Below are 24,356 nucleotides of genomic sequence, written 5' to 3'. Positions count from 1 at the left end.
GTAAAACGCACCACCCATAGCGACAACCGAATAAGGAGAAACGAAGATGTTCCTGTACGAGTCAATCCCCTGGTACTCCACACTGATGTGGGTCGCGGTGGTGGCGGGCCTCATGCTTGCCAACGAGATAGCCCGCGCCAGCAAGTGGGCCGCGCTCGTACTGTTCATCGGGTTGCCGGTGGTGCTCACCATCTTCGTCTGGCCGCACACCGCCGGGGCCGACTCCAGCACCGGCACCTGGTTCCACTGGGTCAAGGTCTACTCCGCGCTCGCCGGCTGCCTGGGCTTCATGGCCATCCGGTTCATCCCGAGACTGCAGAAGAACAAGTACTGGCTGATGTTCCCGGCGGCGATCCTCGCGCTGAACATCTTCGAGGCGGTCATCCGCGACTTCCAGGTCTACGGCATGCAGGGCATGGTCGACGGCGTCTTCATGGTCGGCGGCCCGTGGAACATCATGAACGGCATCGCCGGTCTCCTCAACCTGCTCACCATCTGCGGCTGGGCGGGCATCATCATCAGCCGCGGCAAGCAGAAGGACATGATCTGGCCGGACATGCTCTGGTTCTGGATCATCGCGTACGACCTGTGGAACTTCGCCTACGTCTACAACGCCGTCGGCGACCACTCGTTCTACGCCGGAGCAGCCCTGCTGATCTCCTGCACCATCCCCGCCTTTTTCATCAAGCGCGGCGCCTGGCTGCAGCACCGGGCGCAGACCCTGGCGTTCTGGATGATGTTCACGATGGCCGTGCCCACGTTCGTGACCAGTTCGATGTTCGCGGTCCAGTCCTCACACAACCCCACCGCGCTGTTCATCGTCAGCGCGATCTCGCTGGCCGCCAACATCACCGTGGTCGTCTACCAGGTGCGGGTCATCGTGCGCACCAATCGCAACCCGCTGAAGGACGAGCTGTTCGTGGAGCTGCCCGCCTACCAGAAGGTGCTCGCCGACAACCGGCCCCTGGATGCCGCGCCCGGCACCGCGGGACCGGCCCGGGCCACCACCCGCGTCTAGTTCCGGGCGCTACAGGTTGTTCTCGGCCAGCCAGCCGAGCAGCACCCGCTGCACATCGGCCGGACGTTCCACGTTCGGCAGGTGTGCGGTGTCGCGGAACACGCATCCGCTCGCGTCGGGCACCGTGGACACCAGGTACTCGTAGGCCGCGAGCACCTCCGACATGTCGTATTCGCCCACCGTCACCAGGGTGGGCACGTCGATGTCGACCACCCTGTCGTAGGCGGGCGGTTCGAGCGGGATCGACACCGGGTTCTCCTCGGCGTGAATGACGTTCACCCGGTTGAGCGCGTAGGCGGTGGCGACGAACTCGGGGTCCAGGTCCTCTTCGCGGCGTAGCGGACCGAAATCCCAGATCGCCGCCTCGAGCCGGGCCAGCTTGTGCCAGTCCTGGGCCTCGAAGACCCGGTCGATCTCATCGAACCGGGCATCCTCCAGCTCGGTCAGCTCGGTGTCGGGGAACCCGCTCGGGCCCGACCCGATCACGATCAGTCCGGCCACCCGGTCCGGGCGTTCCACGGCGAGGTCGATGGCGATGGTGCCGCCGCGGGAGCAGCCGATCAACGTCGCGCGGGCCACGCCGAGGTGGTCGAGCACCGCCAGGGCATCCGCCCGGTTGGAGAACTCGAGATCCTCGGTGCTGGTCTGGCCGAAGCCGCGGGTGTCGAAACGAATCACGAAATGCTCCGCCGCCAACGCCTCGATCTGCGGATCCCACATCCGCAGGTTCGCGATGCCCGCGTGGATCAACAACAGCGCCGGCTTGGAGACGTGTCCGTCGGTTTCGTAGTACAGGCTCGCGCCCGGCACGGAGAGGTGAGGCATGAGTCGAGCGTACGACGGCCGCGCCGCCGGCGGAGGACTTTTTTGCGGCCCGGCGGCACATTGGCGACCCCGTAGGCTCGAAACGTGGGCGGTGTACTGGTCGGGTTCTCGATCATCGGGTTTGTGATCCTGGTGGGGTACGTCGTCGAGCGCACCGGTGTGGCCGGCGAGAGCGCCGGCCGGGTGCTCAACCGCATCGCGTTCTTCGTAGCCACCCCGGCGCTGCTGTTCACCGTGCTCTCGCACGCGGATGTGCACGTGCTGTTCTCCGCGTTCCTCGCCACGGTGCTCTGCAGCGTGATCGTCGGCATGCTGCTGTATGTCGTTCTGGCCAGGTTCTTCTTTCGACACCCGCTGCCGGAGACCGTACTCGGCGCCACCAGCGCCACCTACGTGAACGCCAACAACATCGGACTGCCGGTGGCCATCTACGTGCTGGGCAGCGCCCAATATGTGGCGCCGGTGTTGCTACTGCAGCTGCTGGTGCTCGCGCCGATCACCCTGAGCATCCTCGACGCCTCCACCCGCGGCCGGGTGTCGGTGCGCGGCATCCTCACCCAGCCGCTGCGGAACCCGATGATCATCGCCTCGGTGCTCGGCGTGCTCGTGGCCGCCCTCGGCATCCCGGTGCCCGCCGCGGTGATCGCGCCGCTGGACATCATCGGCGGCGCCGCGATCCCGCTGGTGCTGATGTCGTTCGGCATGTCCCTGCACGGCCAGCGGCTGCTGCAGGCCGGCACCGGCCGCAAGCAGGTATTCACGGCATCGGCGATCAAGGTGGTGCTGATGCCCGTGATCGCGTACCTGTTCGGCCGGTTCGTCTTCGCCCTCGACGGCGCTGAGCTGTTCGCCGTGGTCACCGTGAGCGCGCTGCCGACCGCGCAGAACATTTTCAACTTCGCGTCCCGCTACGACCGTGGCGTGGTGGTGGCCAGGGACACCGTGCTGGTCACCACGATCGGTGCGATCCCGGCGCTGGTGATCGTGGCGGCGCTGCTCGCCTGAACCTGCCGGTGTCTCTTGACCGGCCGGTGTCGATACTGCCGGATCAGGACTTCTCCTTCGGCGCCTTCTGCAGCCACGGCCGCAGCCGCCGGGTGATGAAGGGCATCACCAGGTAGGTCATCGTGGGCGCCATCACGAGGGTGGTCAGTAGGATCCGCAGCACCATGGGGATGTCGTTCCAGTGCGGATCCACCCCGGTGACCAGGTAGGTGAAGAGCACGTTCAGCGGGAAGAAGCCCAGCCCGATCGCCACGGCCTGCTTCCAACGCGGCGGCTGGATCGGCGAGGACGGGCCGGCGTTCTCCTGCGACTCGTCGAACCAGCCCTCGATGCCGGTGCGCTTGACCACGTGGGCCTCCAGAACCAGGCCCTCGCCCTCGAGCAACCAGCTGGTGCGGGCGATCGAGGTCTCCCAGGCCTCCAGCGACGCCGCATCCTGGAACTTGTAGAGCATGTGCCAGTGGCCGCTGCCGGCGTGCGCACGCACCCAACCGGAGCCGAGGAACCCCGGGTACTCGTTGGCGAGGTCCATCCCGGTCTGCACCCAGTGGGTGGCCTCGTCGAATCGGGCGGGGTCGACCTTGCGGCGGATGGACACGGTGACGGGTACGCCGGCGGCTGCTGGTGGCGCCGCGTCGTTCCCGGATGCGGCAGGAGACATGCGTCAAGTATGGGTGACGCCAGGTTTCGACAGGCTCAACCAGCGCGACAGGCTCAACCAGCGCGACAGGCTCAACCAGCGCGAATGGCTCAACCAGCGCGGCTAGAAGATCATCGGGCGGTCGTCGTCCTCGTCGTCGGACTGGACGTCCACGAGAACGGGCACGTGGTCGCTCGGGGCGTCACCCTTGCGCTCGTCGCGGTGGATGCTCGCATCCGTCACCAGCTCGCCGAACGCGGGGGAGCCGAGGATGAAGTCGATGCGCAGGCCCTCGTTGCGCGGGAACTTGAGCGCTTTGTAGTCCCAGTAGGTGAAGCCCTCCGGCACGATCGGGCGCACCACGTCGGTGAAACCGGCGGCCTCGAACGCCTCGAAGGCGCTGCGCTCGGCCGGCGAGATGTGCGTGGAGACGCCCGGCACCAGGCTGGGGTCGCCCACGTCGGAGTCCAGCGGGGCCACGTTCCAGTCGCCCATCAGCGCCATCGCCAGCCGGGGGTTCTTGGCCAGCTCGTCGGCGGCGTGGGTCTTCAGCCGGGTCAGCCAGTCCAGCTTGTAGACGTAGTGCGGGTCGTCGAGCGAGCGGCCGTTGGGCACGTAGAGGCTCCACAGTCGCATGTCGTTCACGGTCACACCGAGCGCACGGGCCTCCAGCGGCAGGCCGGGGCCCTCGTCGCCCTTGAGGAAACCGGGCATCTCGGGGAAGGCGGTGGCCACCTCCGTCATCTCGTGGCGGCTGGCGAACGCGACGCCGTTCCACTGGCTGAGGCCGTGCACGGCCAGCTCGTAGCCGGCGTCCTCGAACAGCTGCGCCGGGAACTGCTCGGGCTTGCACTTGATCTCCTGCATGGCGAGCACGTCGATGTCCTCTCGCACCATCCAGTCGACCACCCGGTCGACGCGGGCACGGATGGAGTTGACGTTCCAGGTGGCGATGAGCATGCGCCTAAGCCTATTTGCTCTCGCCGAGGTGCCCACCTGCGGACGAGTTGCCCCGCTGTGCAGGGGCAACTGGTCCGCAACGGGGCATCCCGGCGGGTTCGGCGGCGAGAAACCTCGCCGACACACGTGAGTGGCAGGATGGGTGCATGTCGGAATTGCAGATCGGTTACGCGGCCATGTTGGAGCAGTTCGCCCCCGCCGAGGCGGTGGCCCTGTCGGTCTATGCGGAGGAACACGGGTTCTCCGGCGTGATGGCGGCCGACCACTTCCAACCGTGGGTGCCAGCCCAGGGCGAATCCTCGTTCGTGTGGAGCGTGCTCGCCGCGATCGGCGAGCGGACCAAGGGGGATATGGGCCCCGGCGTCACCGCGCCCACCTTCCGTTGGCACCCGGCCATGGTGGCGCAGGCCTCCGCCACGCTCGCCTCGATGTACCCGGGCCGGCACTGGCTGGGCCTGGGCTCCGGTGAGGCGCTCAACGAGCACATCGTCGGCGGCTACTGGCCGGAGGCGCCCGAGCGGATCAACCGCATGTTCGAGGCCATCGAGATCATCTCGAAGCTCTTCACAGCGTCCATCGCGGGCAAGGACGTCAAGCACTCCGGTCAGTTCTTCAAGCTCGAGTCCACCCGGCTGTGGACCATGCCGGAGGTCGCGCCCGAGATCCTCGTCGCCACCGCCGGCCCGGTCACCGCCAAGCGCGCCGGCCGGCACGCCGACGGTCTCATCACCGTGGGCGCTCCGCTGGAAAAGATCTCGATGCTGTTCGGCAAGTTCGACGACGGTGCCCGCGAGGCCGGCAAAGACCCGTCGACGATGCCCAAGGTGCTGCAGCTGCACATGAGCTGGGCCGAGACCGACGAGGAGGCCATGAAAAATGCGCTGCACGAGTGGCCCAACGGCGGCATGAAGTTCCCCAAGGGCGACATCCGCTCGCCGTTCGAGTTCGAGCAGATGGCCAAGCTGGTGCGCCCCGAGGACTTCGAGGGCCGGATGATCATCTCCGCCGACCCCGACGACCACCGCGCCTACATCCAGAAGTTCGTCGACCTCGGCTTCGACAAGATCTACCTGCACAACGTGGGCCGCAACCAGCGCCAGTGGATCGACGTCTTCGGCCGCGACGTGCTGCCGAAGCTCGCCCGGTAGCGATGCCGTTCACGGCGGACGGAGCACGCCCCCGGCTGGAGGTGTTCGTGCTGCCCGGGATCGGCGAGATCCGGGCTGGCGACGACCTCGCGGCGATCATCCTGGCCGTCGCCGGACCGGCGGCGTCCCGCCTGGCCGGCGGCGACATTCTCGCCGTGACCAGCAAGATCGTGTCCAAGGCCGAGGGTAGGCAGGTGGCCGCCAGCGACCGGGAGCAGGCGATCACCGACGAGACCGTGCGGGTCGTCGCGACCCGCGCGCATTCGGGCGGGGTCACCCGCATCGTGGAGAACCGGCAGGGCCTGGTGATGGCCGCGGCCGGCGTCGACGCCAGCAACGTGGCCGAGGGCACCGTGCTGCTCCTGCCGGTCGATCCGGATGAGTCCGCCCGCGCCCTCTGCGCCGCCCTGCGAGCCGCCACCGGGCTGGCGCTCGGCGTGCTGATCACCGACACCGTGGGCCGCCCGTGGCGCGACGGCCAGACCGACATTGCCATCGGTGCCGCGGGTGTGGCCGTGCTCGACGACCTGCGCGGCACGACGGATGCGCTCGGACGGCGCCTCGACGTCACCGTCGCCGCGGTCGCGGACGAGATCGCCGGCGCCGCGGACCTGATCAAGGGCAAGACCAGCGGCAACCCGGTGGCCGTGATTCGCGGTCTCGGCCACTTGGTCGCCGCGGTCGACGCCGGGGACCGGGGTGCGCGCCGGTTGCTGCGCGACAGCGCGAGTGACATGTTTCGGATCGGCAGCGCGGAGGCCTATGCGGAGGGGTATGCGGCCGGTCTGGCTGCGGCCGCCGGCGGCGGCGGGGCACCCGCATCCGCACCTGCACCCGTATCCGCATCCGCACCCGCATCCGCTGCGACGGCAGCTGAAGCTGCCGCGGAGTCGCGTGAAAGCGCCCCGTCAACGTTCCCCAAGGGGCAGGATGCGGCAACTCGCGAGATTCCGTCCGACGAGTTGCGGCAGACTCCCCCTTCAGAGCTGCCCAAGGGGCACGTCGCGGCAACTCGCGAGACGCCCGTGCGTGACGTGCCAGGTGGAGCCCCTTCCGCAGGCGCGAACGGGCCCGAAGTGGCAACTCACTCCGGATCCGCATCCCTGTGAGCTGGGTGTGCGTGGTGCCCGTCAAGGGCAGCGCGGGAGCCAAGAGCCGCCTGGGTGACCTGCCGGAGACATTTCCGGCGCGCGGCGCGCTCGCCGAGGCCTTTGCGCTCGACACGGTGGCCGCGCTGCTGGCCGCGGAGAAGGTGCAGCAGGTGCTTGTGGTGACGGCCGATCCTGCCGCAGCTGCGCCACTCGCCGCCCTGGGCGCGCGAATAGTGCCGGAGCCGCCCCACACCTCAGTGCCCGAAGTCACCGCGCCGGATGCTTCATCGCGCGACCCGCTGAACGCGGCCATTGCCAGGGGCATTCGCGTAGCGCAGCAGGAGTATCCGCTCTGCAACGTGGCCGTGCTCACCGGGGACCTGCCCGCCCTGACGGTGCCCGACATTGAGACCGCCCTCACGGCCGCATCCGCCCACGACCTGGCGATGATCGCCGACGAGGAGGGCACTGGCACGACCACCCTGCTCGCCCAAGCCGGGATCGCCATGGTGCCCAGGTTCGGCCGTGGCTCCCGCGCCGCCCACGAAGCGGCCGGACATGTGCCGCTCGATCTGCCCGCCACAGCGTCGATCCGCCGGGACGTCGACACCGTCGACAATCTCGCCGAGGTGCTGCGCCGCGGCGTCGGTGCGCACACCAGCGCTCTCATCGCCCGCTCGCAGCAGTAGCCCGGTCCGTCGTACGGCGCAGCGCAACCACCCGCACCCCTCACCCTGCTCGCCGTGCGGCGCCCCGCAGCGCAGCGACAGCATCGGCGATGGCTCCGGGCCGGTCCGGGGCGGCCGGAGCTGAGGCAATCGCCGTTGCGCTAGCGTGCAGTCATGGGGAACAGCGAACGCCTGATCAGCCCGTTCATCGCTGCACGGTTCGCCGTGGCGCTCATGCTCACGGCGGTCGCGACGGCGGCGGCGGCCGTCCTGATGCTCGCCCTCAGCAGGGGCGCGACGCTGGGGGAGGCCTTGGAGGCGGTCACCGGTGCCAATCCCGGCCATGCTGCGGTCGCCGTTCTCGTAGGCACCGCCACGCTAGCGCTGCTCCTAGTGCTCTCGCCACCGTTCGGTCGCTGGGGTCTCGGGGTGCGCAGCGCGCTCGCCGGATACGCCGGCCTGATCGCCGGGACGCTGTCACTACTCCTCGTGGCCGAGTGGATTCCCGGTCAACCGGGTGCCGTTGGCGGGGTCGCGGTCCTCGCAGCCGCGATCCTCGGATTCACCGTGGCCGGCGGCCCGCTCTGGATCGGCCTGATCGCCGCGCTCCTTGGCCGCACACTGCTCCTCCCCGTGGGCCTCGGGACGCAGCCCTTCTCCACCTCCGAACGCTCACGATTCGGCACTGTCCTCATCGTGGCCGGGCTCGGCGTGGCCGTGCTCACCACCGCCGGGGCGTTCCTCGTGGCGATGCACGGCGGCCTCGATTACGCCTGCGCCGTGGAGGGCCCGTTCTCTTCTCTCGCCCAGGTGTCCGAGCGGTCCGGAGTCGTCACCGGCAGCTTCTCCTGGTGGCCGCTCGGCCGCAGCTGCAGCTGGGCGGCAGCCAGCAGCGGAGGCACGGTTCTCGCCACCTCGGGCTGGGGCAACACCGTGTTCGTCGCGGCAATGCTCGCGGTCGCCGTGATGGGCGTCGTGCTGCGAACCACCCGCACGCGTCAGGCGGATGTGGCGGCGCCGGCAACCCACAGCCCGCTGTAGCGGGGCAGCCGCTCACGTGACCGACCCATGTGGCCGAGGCCGCCATCGGTCCGTCGGGCGGGGGTGGAACGTGGAGCTGGGCACCGCGCCTCTGCCGACCTGCCGGTCCGGTGTCAACGTCTACTGCGCGGGCCCCGCCGGCCCCACCGATGCGGCCAGCGCCGCAAGCACGTCGGCCGGGGTGGCGGCCATCTCGATCTCTGCGCGGAAGGACGGCGTCATCAGGCTGCGGGAGAGATAGGCCAGCACCTTGAGGTGCTCGGTGCCCACCCCCGTCTCCGGCACGGCGATCATGAAGATCAGCGTGGCCGGAGCGCCGTCGAGGGACTTCCAGTCCACCCCGGCGCGGCTGCGGGCAAACCCGAGCAAGGGCGCGGTGCAACTGGCGGTCGCCGCGTGGGGGATCGCTATGCCCTCGCCGATGCCCGTGGTGCTGATCGCCTCGCGCTCCAAGGCCGCTTCCACCACGGCATCCACATCAAGAACGATGCCGGTGGCCGCCATCAGGGTGGCCAGTCGACGGATGACGGCGTTCCGGTCGGTGTCGTCGACGTCCAGTGCGATCGTGCGTTCGTCGATGTAGTCGAGCACGGTCTTGGGCGCCGGCGAGCTCGGCAGCGACGGTGGTGCGACCCGCGTGGGCGGCAGCGTGGGGGAAGGGGCAGGCGTCCGACCGGGGAACATCCGGCTTACCCAGCGCTTGGCCCGCTGCGACGGTGTCGGCGAGCTGTCTGCGGCAGGAGTGGCGGGCATGGCTGGGGTCCTTCCAGGACGGCGCCGGAGGCCGGGGCCTGCCGAATAGGGTCTCGCGCGCACCGTGGGGACGGACAGTGCAGGCTGCCCAGCGTACCCTCCGCCCACGACGGTGCCGAGGGGCCTTGGACCCTGTCCGTGCTCACGCCCGGCTTAGCCCGCCGCGTTTCTGGCCGCACACGGCTACTCCCGCGCCCGGCACTGTCGGCCCCACGGTCACTCGCGCATCAGCATCGCCTGGGCCTCCCGCTCCAGGTCCACATACGGTTCGCCGCTCACGTCCACGGCCACCCGATGGATCGTGCCGCCCGTGAAGCTCCACGGCGCGGTGCCGGTGTACTCGGTGACGGCCTCGCCGCTGTCCCGGCCGATGCTGAGCCCCTCGCCGGCGATCGAGAACTTGCCCGGCTGGGTCTTGATGCGGCCCTCACCCACCTTCGTCTCGCCGTGGTAGAGGCTCAGGATGCCGGTGGAGACGTGCTGCGGATCCTCGCCGTCTTTGTCGAACGAGGCTGAGAGGATCAGGTTCTCGCCGGCCGGCAGGTCGGTGTCGGCGTCGATCTTCTGCTCGAACAGCCCGACGAAGTTGTTCACGTAGTGCAGCCGGTTGTTCTGCAGGTAGAGCGCGTGCCCGCCGAACCGGGAGCCCTGCGCGAACAGCACCCCCAGGGCGCCCGGCGCGGGGAGGTCGACCAGCGCCCCGATCACGAACGACCGGTTCCGCAGGTTCACCGCTTGAGACTCGGGCACCTCGGAGGTGTCCGGGTAGTAGACATACCGGTTGCGCGGGGGCGACAGCACCGGCCGGGGGGTGACGACGATCTCGAACGCCGACCTGTCGTCCAGCGGGAACGCCTGATTCGCGCCGGCCTCGGCGAACCACAGGTTCACCAGTTCCCGCACCTTCTCCGGATGCTCGGCCGCCAGGTTGTGCAACTCGCCCCGGTCCACATCGGTGTGGTACAGCTCCCACTCGTCGTCGTTGAAGTGGCTCCAGCCGCTCAGCGTGGGGTGCGTGGTGATGGCTTTCCAGCCGTCGTGCCAGATCGCCCGGGAGCCCAGCATCGAGTAGAACTGGGTGCGGCGGGTGGTCGGCGCGTCGGCATCCGCGAAGCCGTACCGCATGCTTACCCCGTCGAATCGGCTCTGCACGTGCCCCTTGATGCGCTCGGGCGGTTGCACGCCCAGCACGTCGAGGATGGTCGGGGCGATGTCCACCGCGTGATGGTACTGCTCACGCAACTCGCCGCGGGCGTTCATGCCGGCCGGCCACGACATGATGCAGGGGTCGCAGGTGCCGCCGTTGAACTCGTAACGCTTCCACATCTTGAACGGGGTGTTGAACGCCATCGCCCAGCCGTTCGGGTAGTGGTTGTAGGTGGACGGACCACCGAGTTCGTCGAGCATCTTGAGGTTGTCGGCCATCTCGTCCGGCACGCCGTTGACGAACTTCATCTCGTTGACCGACCCGTTGGGGCCGCCCTCGCCGCTGGCGCCGTTGTCGGAGACCACCACGACCAGGGTGTTCTCGCGCTCGCCGAGCTCGTCGAGGTAGTCCAACAGCCGACCGATCTGGTGATCGGCGTGCGAGAGGAACCCCGCGTAGACCTCGGCCATGCGACTGAACAGGTGCTGCTCGTCCGCCGAGAGCGATGCCCAGGGCCGGGTCAGGTCCATCAGCGGGAACGGCTGGCCGTCGGGACCTGAACGGGTCTCCGGGGTGCCCAGCGGGTTCAGCGGCGGCAGCTCGGTGTCGGCCGGCACGATGCCCATCTGTTTCTGCCTGGCCAGGGTCTCCTCCCGCATCGCCTCGTAGCCCATGTCGAACCGGCCCGCGTACTTGTCGGCCCACTCCTTCGGGGCGTGATGCGGGGCATGCGCGGCGCCGGGCGCGTAGTACAGGAAGAACGGTTTCTCCGGCGCGATGACCTTGGAATCCTTGATGAACTCGATGGCCTTGTCGGTGATGTCCACCGAGAAGTGATAGCCGTCCTCTGGGAGAGCGGGCTGGTCGACCGGGTGGTTGTCGTAGACCAGCTCGGGATACCACTGGTTGGTCTCGGCGCCGAGGAAGCCGTACCAGCGTTCGAAGCCGCGGCCTGTCGGCCAGTTGCGCCGGGTGGATGCCACGTTCATCTCGTCGTCGGGGCAGAGGTGCCACTTGCCGACCATGTAGGTGTTCCAGCCCAGTTCACCGAGAATTTCCGACAGCATCCCGTTCTCCGGCGGGATGGTTCCGCTCGCGTTGGGGAATCCGATCGCGGCCTCGGTGATGCAGGCCATGCTGTTGCGGGTGTGGTTACGCCCGGTGAGCAGACACGAGCGGGTCGGCGAGCACAGCGCCGTCGTGTGCCACTGGGTGTAGCGCACCCCGGCATCCGCCACCCGGTCGATATTGGGGGTCTGGATCGGACCGCCGTAGCTCGACATGGCCGAGAAGCCCACGTCGTCGAGCACGATACAGACCACATTGGGCGAGCCGGCGGGGGCCTTGGGCGGTTCGAAAGGCGCCCAGTCCGGCTCCGAATCGCGGATGTCGACGTTGACGGTGCCTGTGAACGGTGCGGGCATGGGGTTCTCCGTTTCACAGCGGATGTTCATGATTGAGGGAGCCGCCCCACGAAGGGCCCACACGCCGGCGGATGCCGACGCGACTGACTGTATATCCGCTCCCGCCCCTCTTCAAGGCGCGGGCGGCGGATGCTCAGGCCAGCGCGACGGTGCGGAAGCCCACGTTGCCCGCGGCGGAGTCGGGGGTGTTGGAGGCCCTGGCCGAATTGCGGTACCGGTTGCAGTACGAGTCGTGACAGAGGTACGAGCCGCCCCGCATCGAGCGTTGCTCCCCGGTCGCGGGTCCGGCCGGGTTCCGGGCGGGCGAGGCGGCGTAGTAGCCCTCGGCCCACCAGTCGGCGCACCACTCCCAGACGTTGCCGACGCTCTGCCAGAGCCCGTATCCGTTCGGCTGGAACTCCCGCACCGGGGCCGTACTGAGCCAGCCGTCGGCCAGGGTGTTCACCGCGGGAAACCGGCCCTGCCAGATGTTGCAGCGCTTCCCCGCCTGCCACTCGTCGCCCCATGGATACCGGGCGCCCGCCAGGCCGCCCCGGGCGGCGCACTCCCACTCAGCCTCGGTGGGCAGCCGCCGGCCCGCCCAGGCGCAGTAGGCCAGCGCATCGTTCCAGCTCACCTGCACCACGGGATGCTCGGCCAGTCCGGTCAGTGACGACCGCGGGCCGGCCGGATGTGCCCAGTCGGCGCCGCGCACCCCCAACCACCACGGCGTCTGCGGTGGCTGCCCGACAACGTCGTCGACGTCAGCCTCGAGCGCCAGGTGGAACACCGCGGAATAGCCGAACAGCTCAGACTCGGTGTGGTAGCCGGTCTCCGCCACGAACCGGGCGAACGCGGCATTGGTGACAGTTGTCGCATCGATCGAGAAGGCATCCAGCCACACCTCGTGCACGGGCGTCTCGCCGTCGCCGGGATTGCCCGCGCCGTCGGCGTCGCCCATCCGGAACAGCTGTCGGGGCACCGTCGCCTGCTCGATGCCGTGCCGGCCGGCAGGGCCGGTGGTCGGGGTGCCGCCATCGTTCTCACCGGACTCAAGGGACGAACCGGTCAAGGACGCCGGCGTGTTTGCGCGGCGGCGGCCCTGCGCCGGGCGCTCCACCGGGCGCTCCGCCGGGCCCGGTGCGGGTTCGGGCCGTAGGGCGCCGGTCATCACCTCGTGCGGGGGAGTGCAGCAACTGTGTTCGTCTGTCGTCACGCGCAGACTGTACCGCGTGGGGCAACGGGTGACGACCCCTCCTCGGCCGAGCACTCGTCAGGGGCCTCTGGATGCCCCTCGTTGGTCGAGCTTGTCGACGTCGTGCTGAGCGTACCGAAGTAGACCCGCTCGATCAGCGGATGGGGTTAGCCGAGCCGTGGTCGGGTGCGGCTGGGCATCTCGATCAGGCGTTGGCCGGGGTCGATGGTGGCGGGTGGTCTGAGCCAGTACCGGCCGGTGTTTTCGAAGATCTGCCAGCCCCGATTGTGCAGCAGCATGTGGTGGGAGTGGCAGAGCAGGATGCCCTGGTCGATGTCGGTTCGGCCGTGGTCGCGTTTCCAGTGTTGGATGTGGTGGGCTTCGGTGAAGGCGGGTGGCCGGTCGCAGCCGGGCCAGCGGCAGCCGCCGTCGCGGGCGGCGAGGGCTCGGCGTTGGGCCCGGTTGAACAGGCGTTGTTCGTGGCCGACGTCGAGGGGCCGGTTGAGGTCGTCGACGGTGATCTCGATGGTGGCCGAGTCGCAGATGAGCCGTTCGATCGTCTCCCGGGAGATGGGTGCGGTGTTGCCTTCGAGGTAGCCGTGGCCGGGTTGTCCGGGTTCGCAGATCAGGATGTCGTCGGCGTCGCGGAGGAACCCCGGCGGGAACGCACCGTTTGGCGGGCAATGCCCGGTGGGTGTAGCCGCATCGTTGGCTGGGGGCGGGTCGGTCGGGGCCGGTTCAGCTGCGGGGCGGCCGGCCGGGCTGCGGGTGGTGAGGATCTGCACGGTGGGGCGGCGGCCGCCGAGCATCTCGTTGGGGTTGACGGTGGTGCCGGCGGTGAGCAGGTCGATGAAGCCGTCGCAGGTGATCTGGGTGGTGGTGCGGGGGTCGTCCTTGACTCGTTTGGCCCAGGCGGCGCGTTCGGTGTCGACGAAGCGAACGCCGCCGCGGCGGGGGCTGGTGAGGCTGTCGAAGGTGGATTTGATGAACTCGCCCTGCTCAGGCGGAAAGAGCCCGTCGATGCGCACCTGCCCGGTGTTCAGGGTCCAGATGCGCAGGTAGCGGTCGTCCCAGGCCTTGTGTTCCCGCACCCGGATACCGGCTTCATCCAAGGAATCCCGGGTTTGCCGGGCGCGTTTGAGGAGCTGGTCCACGTTCATCGTCTCGGCGTCGGTGAGCAACCGGTCCAGCGCGCCGGCGAGGACCGGGCCCGTGACGACGGTGTCGACGTCGCCCAAACCGGTGCGGATAGCGTGGGCGGCATCGATGGAGAGGGTGCCGGCGTTCACCGCGCGGGAGATCGGCGCGTGCCACGGCACCGGCAGCAGGGGATCGGCCGGTTGGAGCGCGTCCACGGCTGGATCGAGCGGACCGGTAAGTGCCTCGTCGACGAGCCGGCGGGCGGCTTCCGCCTCGGCTTGGGCGGCTTGCAGGTCGGCGGCTTCGGCCTCGGCGAGCATTTGGCCCACGCCGACGAGTTTGCGCGACTCGACCTTGCTCGCGCCGGTCAGCTCCTGGATCAACGCCTCGGGCGACAGGAACCCCTGCTTCTTCGCGAGGCCCGCCTGGCCCAACTCCCACCGCGATCGCTGCGCGAGGGTCTTCGCCATCCACGCCTTGCGGGTATCGAGCTCCCGCTGGGCCCGGGCGAGGGTCTGCTGCCCGGCCAGCGCGTCGGCATCCGAGAGGGCGTCGTACTCGGCACTCGTGGAGCCCAACCGGGCCACACTCGTCGCCGCGGCCACGAGGCCGTCACCACCGACAGCAGCACGACCAGCAACCCCGGCAGCAGACCTCTCAGCTAACCTTTCTGCAGCGCCCGCGTCGGGACGAAAAGCACCGTCGAGAAGGTTCCCGACGGTGAACGTGTCTGCGATGCTCGACTGGATTGCCATGCCCCGAATCTAGCCCGATATCGTATCCTTGTGTGAGCAAAACTCACCTTGTGGATAAGTTTTTTGGCCCCGGATCCCAGTGCTCGTCTGGCGAACGCTCCCGCCCTGTTGTGACACCGCCCTCGACGCGACGGCGTGTGCATGACTCCTGCAACTTCCCTCCGCCGAGAAAGCCTCCCGCTGCATTCCGGGCTCTGACCCGGTGACCTGTCGGGAACTGCAGGAATCCCGCCGAGGAGAGGTCGAGCCGATACCGCGGTTGGGGCGCGGGAAATCACGAGGATTCGGGGTTAGGGTCAATAGATGTCCGGTGCACCGCTTCCCGTGCCCTTCGTCAGGCGTCAGGCCGATGAGGTGCCCGTCGCTCCTGCCGTGCACACGGATGCCCCGCTCGTCGACACCCTCAACCGCCCGCTGCACGACCTGCGCCTGTCGGTCACCGACCGGTGCAACTTCCGCTGCGTGTACTGCATGCCCAAGGAGGTCTTCGGTAAGGACTTCGCGTTCATGCCGCGGGGCGACATGCTCTCCTTCGAGGAGATGACCCGGCTGGCGCGCATCTCGGTAGCGCACGGGGTGGAGAAGATCCGGCTCACCGGCGGCGAACCGCTGCTGCGGAAAGGCCTCGAAGAGCTCATCGCTATGCTCGCCGCCCTGCGTACCCCGGCCGGCAAGCCGGTCGACATCGCGCTGACCACCAACGGTTCGGCCCTGGCGATGAAGGCGCAGGCGCTCAAGGACGCCGGTCTCAAGCGCGTGACGGTCTCTCTGGACTCCCTCGACGACACCACCTTCCGGGCCATGAACGACGTCAACTTCCCGGTCGCCCGCATCCTGGCCGGCCTCGACGCAGCCCACGCCGTGGGCCTCGGCCCGATCAAGATCAACATGGTGGTCAAGCGCGGCCAGAACGACCACGACATCGTCAACATGGCCCGCTACTTCAAGGGCACCCCCTACATCCTGCGGTTCATCGAGTTCATGGACGTGGGCACGAGCAACGGCTGGGACATGGCCGCCGTGCTGCCCTCCAGCGAGGTGCGCGATCGCATCCACGCCGAACTGCCGCTGGAAGAAGTGGCCCCCAACTACACCGGCGAGACCAGCCGGCGCTGGCGCTACCTCGACGGCGAGGGCGAGATCGGGCTGATCTCCAGCGTCACCCAGTCGTTCTGCCACACCTGCTCGCGCGCCCGGGTCTCCACCGACGGCAAGCTGTTCACCTGCCTGTTCGCCAGCGAGGGCCACGACCTGCGCGCGCTGCTCCGCGACGGCAGCACCGACGAGCAACTCTCCGCCGCGATGGGCGCCATCTGGCGGCAGCGCACCGACCGTGCCTCCCAGCTGCGCAGCGCCCAGACCGGCGCGGTGCGGTCGTCGGGTCGCAAGAAGATCGAGATGTCCTACATCGGCGGATGACCGCCGCCCGCGGTGGTTTAACCGCACGCTGCTACTCTAAAATCATGGTTCCGACCACGCAGACCGATGCCAGGCACGCCGCCCTGGCCAGTGAACCCCGCCGCCGCGCGCTGGCCCTGCTCGCCGAGTCCGCCGTGCCGTTGGGAGTGGGCGCCGTGGCAGAAGCGCTCGGCCTGCACGTCACCACGGCACGCTTCCACCTCGAGCACCTCGAAGCGGCCGGGCTCATCGAGCGCCAGGTCGCCCGGGCCGGGCAACGCGGTCGGCCACAGGTGCTTTTCCGCGCGGTAGCGGCGCCGCTGCCCGCCGAAACGGCCCAGCAACAGCTCACTCAGGCCCTCGCCGCGGTGATCGGCGAGGACCCCGACGGCGGCCGAGCCCGCTCGGAGCGCGCCGGCGAACGCTGGTCGGCGCAGTACGCGGCCGCCGCCGACGCGGTGGCGCCGCCCGCCCCGATCAGCAACGCCCCCGCCGAAGCCCCCGCCGAAGCCCCCGCCGAAGGCCTGGCTAGTGGAGCGCCTACCGTCGCCGTCGCCCTGGTGCCCCCGCTGCTGCGGGTGCTCACCGAGATCGGCTTCGAGCCCGAACTGCGCTCCGACGAGGCCGCGATCGCCCTCACCGCTTGCCCATTCCGGGCCGAGGCCCGGGCCAATCCCGACGTGGTCTGCTCGGTGCACCTGGGCCTCATGAAGGGCCTCGCGCGCTCGCTCGGTCACGACGGCGAGGGCATCCGACTCGAGCCCTTCGTGCAGCTGCACCTCTGCCTCGTGCACCTGCCCGCCCCCCTCGCGAACTGAGAGAAGAGCACCTTAATCGGGCCAGATTGGGTGCTTTTCTCACAGTTCGCGACACTAGGCGTACGTCGAGACGTCCACTTGCGTGCTGACGTCTACGTAGACGTCGCCGTCGATGATGGTGAGGGGGTAGACGGGGACGGGTTCGGAGGCCGGCAGAGTGCGGGCCCGCCCGGTGGCCAGCTCGAACCGGCCGCCGTGCGCCCAGCACTCCAGGTCGTCGCCCTCGACGAAGCCGTCCGAGAGCGAGATGTCGGCGTGCGAGCACATGTCGCCCAGCGCGAAGCAGTTGCCGGCGCTGTCCTTCACCAGGGCCACGGCCACGCCGTCGACCATCACCTTGATCGCTTCGCCGAGCTCGAGCTCCGATTCCGCGCACACCCTGGTTGCCACCTGTTCCTCATTCCTGCCGATGCTGGATCAGCTCGTGGGACGAACGTCCCGATTAAAAGGATATGCATCCTCTAAAGTAACTCACCAGGGTCATTCGACCCGGCGAAGGAGAAATCTTGTGAGTAGCGAACCGATCGTCCTGTCATCCAGCCGCCCCGGCGCCGCCCCGGCCGAGCATGCGGCACCCGCCGAAGCGCACACCTGCGCCTGCGGTCACGAAGACGAAGAGAAGATCGTCCTGGACTCCCGCAGCATCCCGCACGCCATCCGTCACGCCACGATCTTCGGCGCCCTCGGCGCCATCAAGCCCGGCTTCGCCCTCGACCTGATCGCCTCGCACAACCCGCTGCCGCTGCTCGGCCAGCTCGAGAGCAGCCGCCCCGGCGAGTTCCTCGTCTCCTACCTCGAGAACGGACCCGAAACCTGGACCATCCGCCTCACCCGCGCCAACTGACCCGGCGCCAGCCTGACCTTGACCTGACAGCAGCCGCCGATGACCACCCTGAGCCCTCTTCGCCGCACCGGCAGCGCCGCGCGCGGCACCGGCCCGGCGGCGCGGCCCAGAGTGACCGGGCGGCTGGTCTTCCTGCTCTGCGGCGGTATCGCCCTGCTCGCCGGCCTCGACGGCGCCCTGCTGCTTCTTGGCCTGGCGGCCCCCGTCGACAGCACCCGGCTCAGCGCGGTGCACGGCCCGCTGATGGTGTTCGGTTTCGTCGGCACCGTGGTCGTGCTCGAGCGGGCCGTGGCCGTGCGCCGCGGCTGGGCCTACCTCGCCCCAGGCCTCCTCGGCGCCGGCGGTCTCGCGCTCATCTCACCGCTGCCGGTGATCGTGGGCCAGGTGGCCCTGGTCGCCGGCAGCACCATGCTGCTGGCCGTCTACGCCGAGATCTGGCGGAAGCAGGGCTCGGTCTCCACCGCGGTGCAGGTGCTCGGCGCCCTCACCGGTCTGATGGCCACCATCTTCTGGCTGCGCGGCATCGGCATCCCGCAGCTCGCGCCGCTGCTCATCCTGTACCTGGTGCTCACCATCGCCGGCGAGCGCCTCGAGCTGTCCCGCATCTCGCCCACCGTCAACCGTCGGGCCGAGGCGTGGATGCTGGGCATCAGCCTGGCCCTCAGCTTCGGCTCGGTCGTGGCCCTGGTCTGGCCGGTCGCCGGCTACCCGCTGCTCGGTGCGGGGATGCTGGCCCTGGTGGCCTGGCTGTTCCGGCACGACATCGCCACCCGCATGGTGCGCTCCACCGGGCTGCCCCGCTATATGGCCTGCTGCCTGTTGGCCGGCTACGGCTGGCTCGTCGTGGTCGGCGGCATCTGGCTGCTGCAGGGCCCGGTCTACTCCGGCCCCGGCTACGACGCGATGATGCACGCCGTGTTCCTCGGCTTCGTGATGTCGATGATCATGGCGCACGCGCCCACCATCCTGCCCGCCGTGCTGCGCCGGCCGCTTCCCTACCGGCCGGTCATGTACCTGCCGGCGGCGCTGCTGCACATCTCGCTGCTGGCCCGGGTGCTGCTCGGTGACGCCTACGGCTGGCCGGTGCTGGTGCAGTGGGGCGGGATGTTCAACATCGTCGCGGTGCTGCTGTTCGTGGGTGTGGCGGTCGTGTCGGTGCTGCGCGGCAGCAGCGCGCTGCCGAGCCGGGTGCTGCCGCGGAAGGTTGCGGCGCCGGGCTTGCCCGCCGAGCCCGCTGCCTCCCCGCCGGACAGCGTGCCGCCATCAGCCGTGCGGCCCACATCTCTGCTGCGGGGGCCGCTCTCATGAAAGACAAGCTCTGGCACATCGTGTCGGGCAGCCTGGTGCCCGCCTGGCTGGCCGCCGCGGTGATCCTCACGGTGCTGCACCGCCAGCTGCCGTCGTCGGGGTGGCTCCTGGTGCACCTGCTGCTGCTCGGCGCGGTGAGCACGGCCATCCTGATCTGGAGCCAGCACTTCGCCGACACCCTGCTGCGCCGGAAGGCCCTCGGCCACCGACTCTCCCTTGGCCTGCGGCTGAGCGCACACACCGTCGGCGCTGTCGCCGTCATGACGGGCATGGTCATCGGCTGGTTCCCGCTCGTGCTGGTCAGCGGCATCCTGGTGGGGTTGAACGCCCTGGCCCACGCCGCGGTGATCATCACGCAGACCCGGGGTGCGATGTCGGGCCGATTCGCCCCGCTGGTGCGCTACTACGTGGCCAGCGCCGTGATGCTCGCCGCCGGCGTGACCCTGGGCATCCTGATGGCCAGGCTCGACGGCGGCGGCGAGGACTACGAACGCCTCTTCATCGGCCACCTGGCCCTCAACCTGCTCGGCTGGGTAGGCCTGGCCGTGATCGGCACCATCGCGCTGCTCTGGCCCACCGTTCTGCACACCCGCATCGAGGGCGCCACCATGGCGGCCGGCAGCACCCTGGCGGTGCTGGCGGGCGGCCTCGGCCTCGTCGCGCTCGGCTGCCTGGCCGATCTGCGCCTTGTGGTGGCGCTTGGCGTTCTGGTCTACCTGGTAGCCCTGGGCCGGGTGCTCGTGGAGGGTGTCGGGCACCTGCGCGGGGCGCCCGCCGTGACCTTCGCCGCCTGGAGCCTCGGCGCGGCGCAGGTCTGGTTCGCGCTCTGCACCCTCGGGTTCGGCCTGCAGGTGGCGCTCGCCCCGAGCTGGACGGCCGCCGCAGCCGGCGTCCAGACCCTGGTGCCGTACTTCGCGATCGGATTCGCCGCGCAGATCCTGCTCGGCGCGCTCAGCCACCTGGTGCCCGTGGTGCTCGGCGGCGGCCCGGCCGCCCTCAAGGCCACCGCCGCCGAACTCGACCGCGGCGGCCTGTTCAGGGTTGTGGTCGTCAACGGCGGACTGGCCCTGTCGCTGCTCCCCGTCTCGAGCACCCTCACGGTGGTGTTGTCGATGCTGGTCGTGGCCACCCTGGCCGGCTTCCTGGTGCTCTTCGCCCGGGCCCTCCGCGTCAACCGTCGGGTACGCTCCCTGCCGCTCGTGCGCGTGGCGCCGGGCGAACGACCCCCGCAGGGCGAGCGGCCACGCATGACCGGGCGGATGCTCGCGGCCGCGAGCGTGCTGCTGCTCACGGTGACCGTGGGCATCGTGGTCGACCCGGCCTCGGTGGGCCTCGGGGCGATGTCGACCCAAGCCGCCGGCTCCGCCGCCGCCGGGGCGACCGGGCACACCACCACGGTGGCCGTCGATATGGTCGACACCCGCTTCGTGCCCGACCGCATCGAGGTGCCGGTCGGTGACGAGCTCGTGATCACGCTCACCAACAGCGATGAGATGACGCACAACCTGGTGCTGGAATCCGGCCTGGTGTCGGGTTCCCTCGACCCGGGCGCATCCGAGACCGTGCGGGTGGGCGTGATCGGCGCGAGCGTGGACGGCTGGTGCTCGATCGCCGGCCATCGGCTGCTGGGCATGGAGATCAGCATCGCGGCCGTGGGCGCCGAGGCGTCGGTGGGCGCAGCCGCAGCCGCAGCCGCAGGCATCGGCGACACGGCGATGGACGGGGTGGACGGGATGGCCGCCGAGGGCAGCCACACCAGCCACGAACAGGCCGCTACCGGGGCCTCCGACGCAACCGCCGCATCCGCCGCCGACGACCTCGACCCGTTGGCCGAACCCGACGCCGACTTTGCGGCGCGGGACGCCACTCTGCCGCCAGCCACGGCCGCCACCGTGCACCGGCGCACCCTGATCGTGCGCAATGTGGAGACCGAGGTGGCCCCCGGGGTGACCCAGATGCTGTGGACCTTCAACGGCTCCGCGCCCGGTCCCACCCTGCGCGGCACGGTGGGCGACGTGTTCGAGATCACCCTGGTGAACAAGGGCACGGTCGGGCACTCCATCGACTTCCACGCCGGCGATGTCGCCCCCGACGCCGTGATGCGCACCATCCAACCCGGTGAGAGCCTGGTCTACACGTTCACCGCCACCCGGTCGGGCATCTGGCTCTACCACTGCTCCACCATGCCCATGTCGGTGCACATCGCCAACGGCATGTTCGGCGCCGTCATCATCGACCCGCCGGGCCTGGCCGCGGTGGACCGCGAGTACCTCGTCGTGCAGTCCGAGCTCTACCTCGGCGCCCAGGGCGGCGAGGTCGACGCCGTCAAGGTGGCGGCGCAGACCCCCGACCTCGTCGTCTTCAACGGCTACGCCAACCAGTACGCGGCCCGGCCGCTCACGGCCAGGGTCGGCGAGACCGTGCGCGTCTGGGTGCTGGCTGCCGGCCCGAACGTCGGCAGCGCCTTCCACGTCGTCGGCGGCCAGTTCCACACCGTCTACACAGAGGGCGACTACTCGCTCAAGGACGGCGGCAGCACCGGCACCGGTGGTTCCCAGGTGCTCGACCTCGCCGCCGCGCAGGGCGGTTTCGTGGAGCTCACCTTCAGCCAGGCGGGGCACTACCCCTTCGTGAGTCACGTCATGTCGGATGCCGAGAAGGGCGCCCGCGGCATCCTCGAGGTGCTGCCCTGATCACCCGGCCCGAGCGGCCGGAGACGCCGCAACCACCCGGGCCCGCTCGTGCACCAGCAACCCCCACACGATGAGTGTCTGGGCCGCGATGTAGGTGACCATGATCACAAGGTCCGCCAGGGGGATCCCCGCCTCGGGCAGGAACTTATTGATGGCCAGGACGGAGTCGGAGGCGACAAAGAGCGCCCCGCCCCAGGCGACCCAGCGGTTGCACCGTGAGGCGAAGGCTGCCATCAGAGAGAGCACGACACCGTACGCAATGACCGGGATCAGCAGAGCGCCGGTACTGGTGCCCAGAATCGTGAGCAGCAGGACGAGCCAGACCACGTAGGCGCTGGCCCACCATTGCACCCGTCGCTCGGCGAGTCGGGTGATGAAGAGCACTAGGTAGGCGATGTGCGCGAGCAGGAAGAAGACCAGCCCGACAACGAACCACCGGAGCGTGACGTCGCCCACCCAAGACAGCAACAGGGCGAGAACGCCGAGCACGACGGTGGGCGAGCGACGTTCGGGTGCGCCCCAGATCAGTCCGATCACCAACGCGGGCAGGAGCAACGCCTTCGTCCACTCCACGACGCCGGGCAGCGACAACAAGGTGGCGGCCAGGTGGACCAGGCCCACCACGATGATCGGGAGCAGCACGACGGTTGCTGCCTGCTGATCTGCACTGCGCTGCTGACCTGCACTGTGCTCTTGACCTGCACTGCGCTGCTGACCTGCACCGTGCTGCTGACCTGCACTGCGGGATTCGCGCACTTGCTCACCTCGTTGGGGTCGGATGTCACCCACTGTACGCAGACGCACCCGCCGTACGCCCGCTTCCGGCACCGGACTCGCCGCGGGCGCCGAGCCGGAGCAGCACGATCCCCGTCCAGACCACCCACACCCACTGCAGCAGCGCAGCCAGGTAGAGGCCGGGCAGAACGAACCGCAGCACTTCCGCGGCGAGCCCGAGCACGCCGACGGCCACGCCGAGCCAGCCGAGCGGACGCGGGAACACCCCACGGGTCATCACCAGCGCGGTCACCAGCAGCCCGATCATCCAGAGCGGTCCGGTGAAGGTCACCGTGGTGTTCTCCGCGATCACGGCCTCGGCGGCGGCCACGATGCCCGGCTGTTCCTCGGCCGGCGCGCTCGCGTACCGGTCGCTCAGGGGCACCAGAATCAGCGAGCCGCGGGTGGAGACCGGGATCGCCAGCGAGAGCGCAGGGGGCATGGCGCCGAGCAGACCGGCCAGCAGCGCCCAACTGCGGCCGACCGGCGCCAGGGCGATGCCGACGGCGACGTAGACCAGCACCGCCAAATAGCCGGGCAGGATCCACAGAATCTGCCCTGCGGTGTAGAGCACCCGATGGTCGGCGATGAACACCAGCGTGTCCAGGCTGCCCGTCACCGGTGGTGGCGCCAGAGTATCGAGCACCACCGCGGTGAGCAGCACCACCACGTAGAGCAGCGCGGCCACGCCGCCCACCCTGTAGAGCGGATGCCAGGAGCCGTGCCAGGCCGCCGCCGCTCGTGCTGCGGTCGGCGAGGCCTGCTCAGCGCGTGACGTCATCACGGTCGGCGCCCGGCTCGAGATGTCCGGGCGGCGAGCCGGCGCTGTCGGGCGGGTCGAGGAAGGAGAGCACATCGGGCAGGAACCGCGGGTCGACGGTGGTGCTCAGATGCCCTCTGCCCGGGTAGAGGGCCAGGCGCCCGCGGGGAATGCCCGCCGCGGTCTGCCGGAACAGCTCGGGGGAGTAGAACGCATCCCGCTCGCCGCCGACCACCAGGGTCGGCGCGACGATGTCGTCCAGCCGGGTGAGCAGGTCGAAGCCGTCCTCGGCCCGGATGGTGGTCATCAGATCGGCCGTGGCGCGGGCGAAGTAGGCGGTGCCGAACAGCCAGCCCAGCACCGCCAGCAGGCGTTTTGACCCGGCACCCGCGCCGGTCATCCGCATCAGCTCGGACCCGGCGGCACGCGGGCGGCCGTCGAGCACGTCGTCGGCGACGTTCAGCTGGGTCTCCCGGCCCTCCTCGCCGAGCCGGTATGCCGCCGAAACGATGACGAGCCGCTTCACCACGGCCGGATGGTCCGCGGCCAGCTGCAGCGCCACGCTGCCGCCGGTGGACTCCCCGATCACGTCGACGGGCTCGTCGAAGCGGCGCAGCATCGCGTTGGCGTAGTCGTCGGCGATGTCGGCCATCGTGGCGGCGGGGTCGAGGCCAGGGCGTCGGTTCACCCACCAGACCCGGCGCGACCCGGCATACGGCAGCAGCTGCCGGGTCTGGCGCCGCCGGTCGGCGCCGGTGGGCAGGTAATGGTTGGGCGTGATGCCCGGTAGGAACACCAGCGGTGGGCCGGAGCCGACCGCCAGGAACGGCATCCCGCCCGGCCAGGTGCCGTAGACGCGGGGCGGCGGCGGAGCAGCTGGAGACATGAGAGTGGCCCTTCGCTCGGGGGCAGGTCGGCGCGCGGCGCTCGGAACGTAGCCGAGAGTAGCGCGGCCGGGTCTTTCCCGGCAGT

General features: G+C 69.6%; 22 protein-coding genes. 11 read left to right on the top strand and 11 right to left on the bottom strand.

The features are described from left to right. Window positions 1-46: 46 nt before the first annotated feature. Window positions 47-1,018, top strand: coding sequence for a DUF5692 family protein (locus BJQ95_RS17605; RefSeq protein WP_130176187.1), 972 nt, complete (start codon window positions 47-49; stop codon window positions 1,016-1,018). Window positions 1,019-1,027: 9 nt separating this feature from the next. Here the strand turns inward: BJQ95_RS17605 and BJQ95_RS17600 are convergent, their stop codons facing one another. Beyond that, window positions 1,028-1,843 (bottom strand): alpha/beta fold hydrolase, encoded by an 816-nt coding sequence (locus BJQ95_RS17600; RefSeq protein WP_130176186.1) that lies wholly within the window; start codon window positions 1,841-1,843, stop codon window positions 1,028-1,030. An 84-nt stretch (window positions 1,844-1,927) separates the two neighbouring features. On the opposite strand from BJQ95_RS17600, the gene BJQ95_RS17595 reads away from it, so the two are divergent. Further along, a complete protein-coding gene (locus BJQ95_RS17595) occupies window positions 1,928-2,848 on the top strand; it encodes an AEC family transporter (RefSeq protein WP_130176185.1) in 921 nt (306 codons plus the stop codon). Window positions 2,849-2,891: 43 nt separating this feature from the next. Here the strand turns inward: BJQ95_RS17595 and BJQ95_RS17590 are convergent, their stop codons facing one another. Then, complete coding sequence (locus BJQ95_RS17590) at window positions 2,892-3,509, bottom strand: antibiotic biosynthesis monooxygenase (protein ID WP_130176184.1); 618 nt, start codon at window positions 3,507-3,509, stop codon at window positions 2,892-2,894. A gap of 102 nt (window positions 3,510-3,611) precedes the next feature. After that, window positions 3,612-4,448 carry an exodeoxyribonuclease III gene (locus tag BJQ95_RS17585; protein ID WP_130176183.1) on the bottom strand — a complete coding sequence of 279 codons (837 nt, stop codon included), beginning with the start codon at window positions 4,446-4,448 and terminating at the stop codon, window positions 3,612-3,614. A gap of 146 nt (window positions 4,449-4,594) precedes the next feature. Between BJQ95_RS17585 and BJQ95_RS17580 the strand changes: the two genes are divergently transcribed. The 4 genes from BJQ95_RS17580 (at window position 4,595) to BJQ95_RS17565 (ending at window position 8,396) form a co-directional block, all read left to right on the top strand. Beyond that, window positions 4,595-5,596, top strand: coding sequence for a TIGR03557 family F420-dependent LLM class oxidoreductase (locus BJQ95_RS17580; RefSeq protein WP_130176182.1), 1,002 nt, complete (start codon window positions 4,595-4,597; stop codon window positions 5,594-5,596). 2 nt (window positions 5,597-5,598) lie between these two features. Further along, on the top strand, window positions 5,599-6,705 hold the full coding sequence (gene cofE, locus BJQ95_RS17575) for a coenzyme F420-0:L-glutamate ligase (RefSeq protein WP_130176181.1): 1,107 nt from the start codon (window positions 5,599-5,601) through the stop codon (window positions 6,703-6,705). A gap of 11 nt (window positions 6,706-6,716) precedes the next feature. Further along, on the top strand, window positions 6,717-7,376 hold the full coding sequence (gene cofC / locus BJQ95_RS17570; protein ID WP_240694574.1) for a 2-phospho-L-lactate guanylyltransferase: 660 nt from the start codon (window positions 6,717-6,719) through the stop codon (window positions 7,374-7,376). A 153-nt stretch (window positions 7,377-7,529) separates the two neighbouring features. Beyond that, entirely contained in the window at window positions 7,530-8,396 is an 867-nt protein-coding gene (locus BJQ95_RS17565) for a hypothetical protein (RefSeq protein ID WP_130176179.1), read from the top strand. 120 nt (window positions 8,397-8,516) lie between these two features. On the opposite strand, the gene BJQ95_RS17560 is transcribed toward BJQ95_RS17565, so the two are convergent. The 4 genes from BJQ95_RS17560 to BJQ95_RS17545 all read right to left on the bottom strand — a co-directional run bounded on the left by BJQ95_RS17560 (window position 8,517) and on the right by BJQ95_RS17545 (window position 14,789). Then, the gene (locus BJQ95_RS17560) at window positions 8,517-9,149 is read right to left on the bottom strand and encodes a PTS sugar transporter subunit IIA (RefSeq protein WP_130176178.1); all 633 of its coding nucleotides are present in this window, start codon (window positions 9,147-9,149) and stop codon (window positions 8,517-8,519) included. A 216-nt stretch (window positions 9,150-9,365) separates the two neighbouring features. Continuing rightward, on the bottom strand, window positions 9,366-11,720 hold the full coding sequence (locus BJQ95_RS17555; RefSeq protein WP_130176177.1) for an arylsulfatase: 2,355 nt from the start codon (window positions 11,718-11,720) through the stop codon (window positions 9,366-9,368). A 133-nt stretch (window positions 11,721-11,853) separates the two neighbouring features. Next, window positions 11,854-12,915, bottom strand: coding sequence for a formylglycine-generating enzyme family protein (locus tag BJQ95_RS17550; protein WP_370688347.1), 1,062 nt, complete (start codon window positions 12,913-12,915; stop codon window positions 11,854-11,856). 146 nt (window positions 12,916-13,061) lie between these two features. Then, the gene (locus tag BJQ95_RS17545; protein ID WP_256041449.1) at window positions 13,062-14,789 is read right to left on the bottom strand and encodes an HNH endonuclease signature motif containing protein; all 1,728 of its coding nucleotides are present in this window, start codon (window positions 14,787-14,789) and stop codon (window positions 13,062-13,064) included. Window positions 14,790-15,092: 303 nt separating this feature from the next. Between BJQ95_RS17545 and moaA the strand changes: the two genes are divergently transcribed. Beyond that, on the top strand, window positions 15,093-16,208 hold the full coding sequence (gene moaA / locus BJQ95_RS17540) for a GTP 3',8-cyclase MoaA (protein WP_130177341.1): 1,116 nt from the start codon (window positions 15,093-15,095) through the stop codon (window positions 16,206-16,208). A gap of 44 nt (window positions 16,209-16,252) precedes the next feature. After that, entirely contained in the window at window positions 16,253-17,005 is a 753-nt protein-coding gene (locus tag BJQ95_RS17535; protein ID WP_256041448.1) for a metalloregulator ArsR/SmtB family transcription factor, read from the top strand. A gap of 54 nt (window positions 17,006-17,059) precedes the next feature. Here BJQ95_RS17535 and BJQ95_RS17530 read toward each other — a convergent pair whose 3' ends face one another. Next, on the bottom strand, window positions 17,060-17,338 hold the full coding sequence (locus BJQ95_RS17530) for a Rieske 2Fe-2S domain-containing protein (protein ID WP_240694821.1): 279 nt from the start codon (window positions 17,336-17,338) through the stop codon (window positions 17,060-17,062). 175 nt (window positions 17,339-17,513) lie between these two features. Here BJQ95_RS17530 and BJQ95_RS17525 point away from each other — a divergent pair, with 175 nt between their 5' ends. Genes BJQ95_RS17525 through BJQ95_RS17515 form a run of 3 tightly spaced genes read left to right on the top strand, consistent with a single transcriptional unit; the run spans window position 17,514 to window position 21,850 of the window. Further along, complete coding sequence (locus BJQ95_RS17525; protein ID WP_240694819.1) at window positions 17,514-17,849, top strand: DUF2249 domain-containing protein; 336 nt, start codon at window positions 17,514-17,516, stop codon at window positions 17,847-17,849. A 39-nt stretch (window positions 17,850-17,888) separates the two neighbouring features. Next, on the top strand, window positions 17,889-19,157 hold the full coding sequence (locus BJQ95_RS17520; protein ID WP_205750164.1) for a hypothetical protein: 1,269 nt from the start codon (window positions 17,889-17,891) through the stop codon (window positions 19,155-19,157). Next, window positions 19,154-21,850: a multicopper oxidase domain-containing protein gene (locus tag BJQ95_RS17515; protein ID WP_130178313.1), complete on the top strand. Its 2,697-nt coding sequence runs from the start codon at window positions 19,154-19,156 to the stop codon at window positions 21,848-21,850. Before BJQ95_RS17520 ends, BJQ95_RS17515 begins: the two co-directional genes overlap by 4 nt. Here the strand turns inward: BJQ95_RS17515 and BJQ95_RS17510 are convergent, their stop codons facing one another. From BJQ95_RS17510 to BJQ95_RS17500, 3 genes are all read right to left on the bottom strand, one after another. After that, window positions 21,851-22,492, bottom strand: coding sequence for a lysoplasmalogenase (locus BJQ95_RS17510; protein ID WP_256041447.1), 642 nt, complete (start codon window positions 22,490-22,492; stop codon window positions 21,851-21,853). A gap of 139 nt (window positions 22,493-22,631) precedes the next feature. Further along, window positions 22,632-23,405: a DUF4386 family protein gene (locus tag BJQ95_RS17505; protein ID WP_165384969.1), complete on the bottom strand. Its 774-nt coding sequence runs from the start codon at window positions 23,403-23,405 to the stop codon at window positions 22,632-22,634. Beyond that, on the bottom strand, window positions 23,389-24,270 hold the full coding sequence (locus BJQ95_RS17500; RefSeq protein WP_205750163.1) for an alpha/beta fold hydrolase: 882 nt from the start codon (window positions 24,268-24,270) through the stop codon (window positions 23,389-23,391). Before BJQ95_RS17500 ends, BJQ95_RS17505 begins: the two co-directional genes overlap by 17 nt. Window positions 24,271-24,356 lie beyond the last annotated feature (86 nt).

Source organism: Cryobacterium sp. SO1 (assembly GCF_004210215.2).
Classification (GTDB): domain Bacteria; phylum Actinomycetota; class Actinomycetes; order Actinomycetales; family Microbacteriaceae; genus Cryobacterium.
This window is presented reverse-complemented; position numbering and strand designations above follow the sequence as displayed.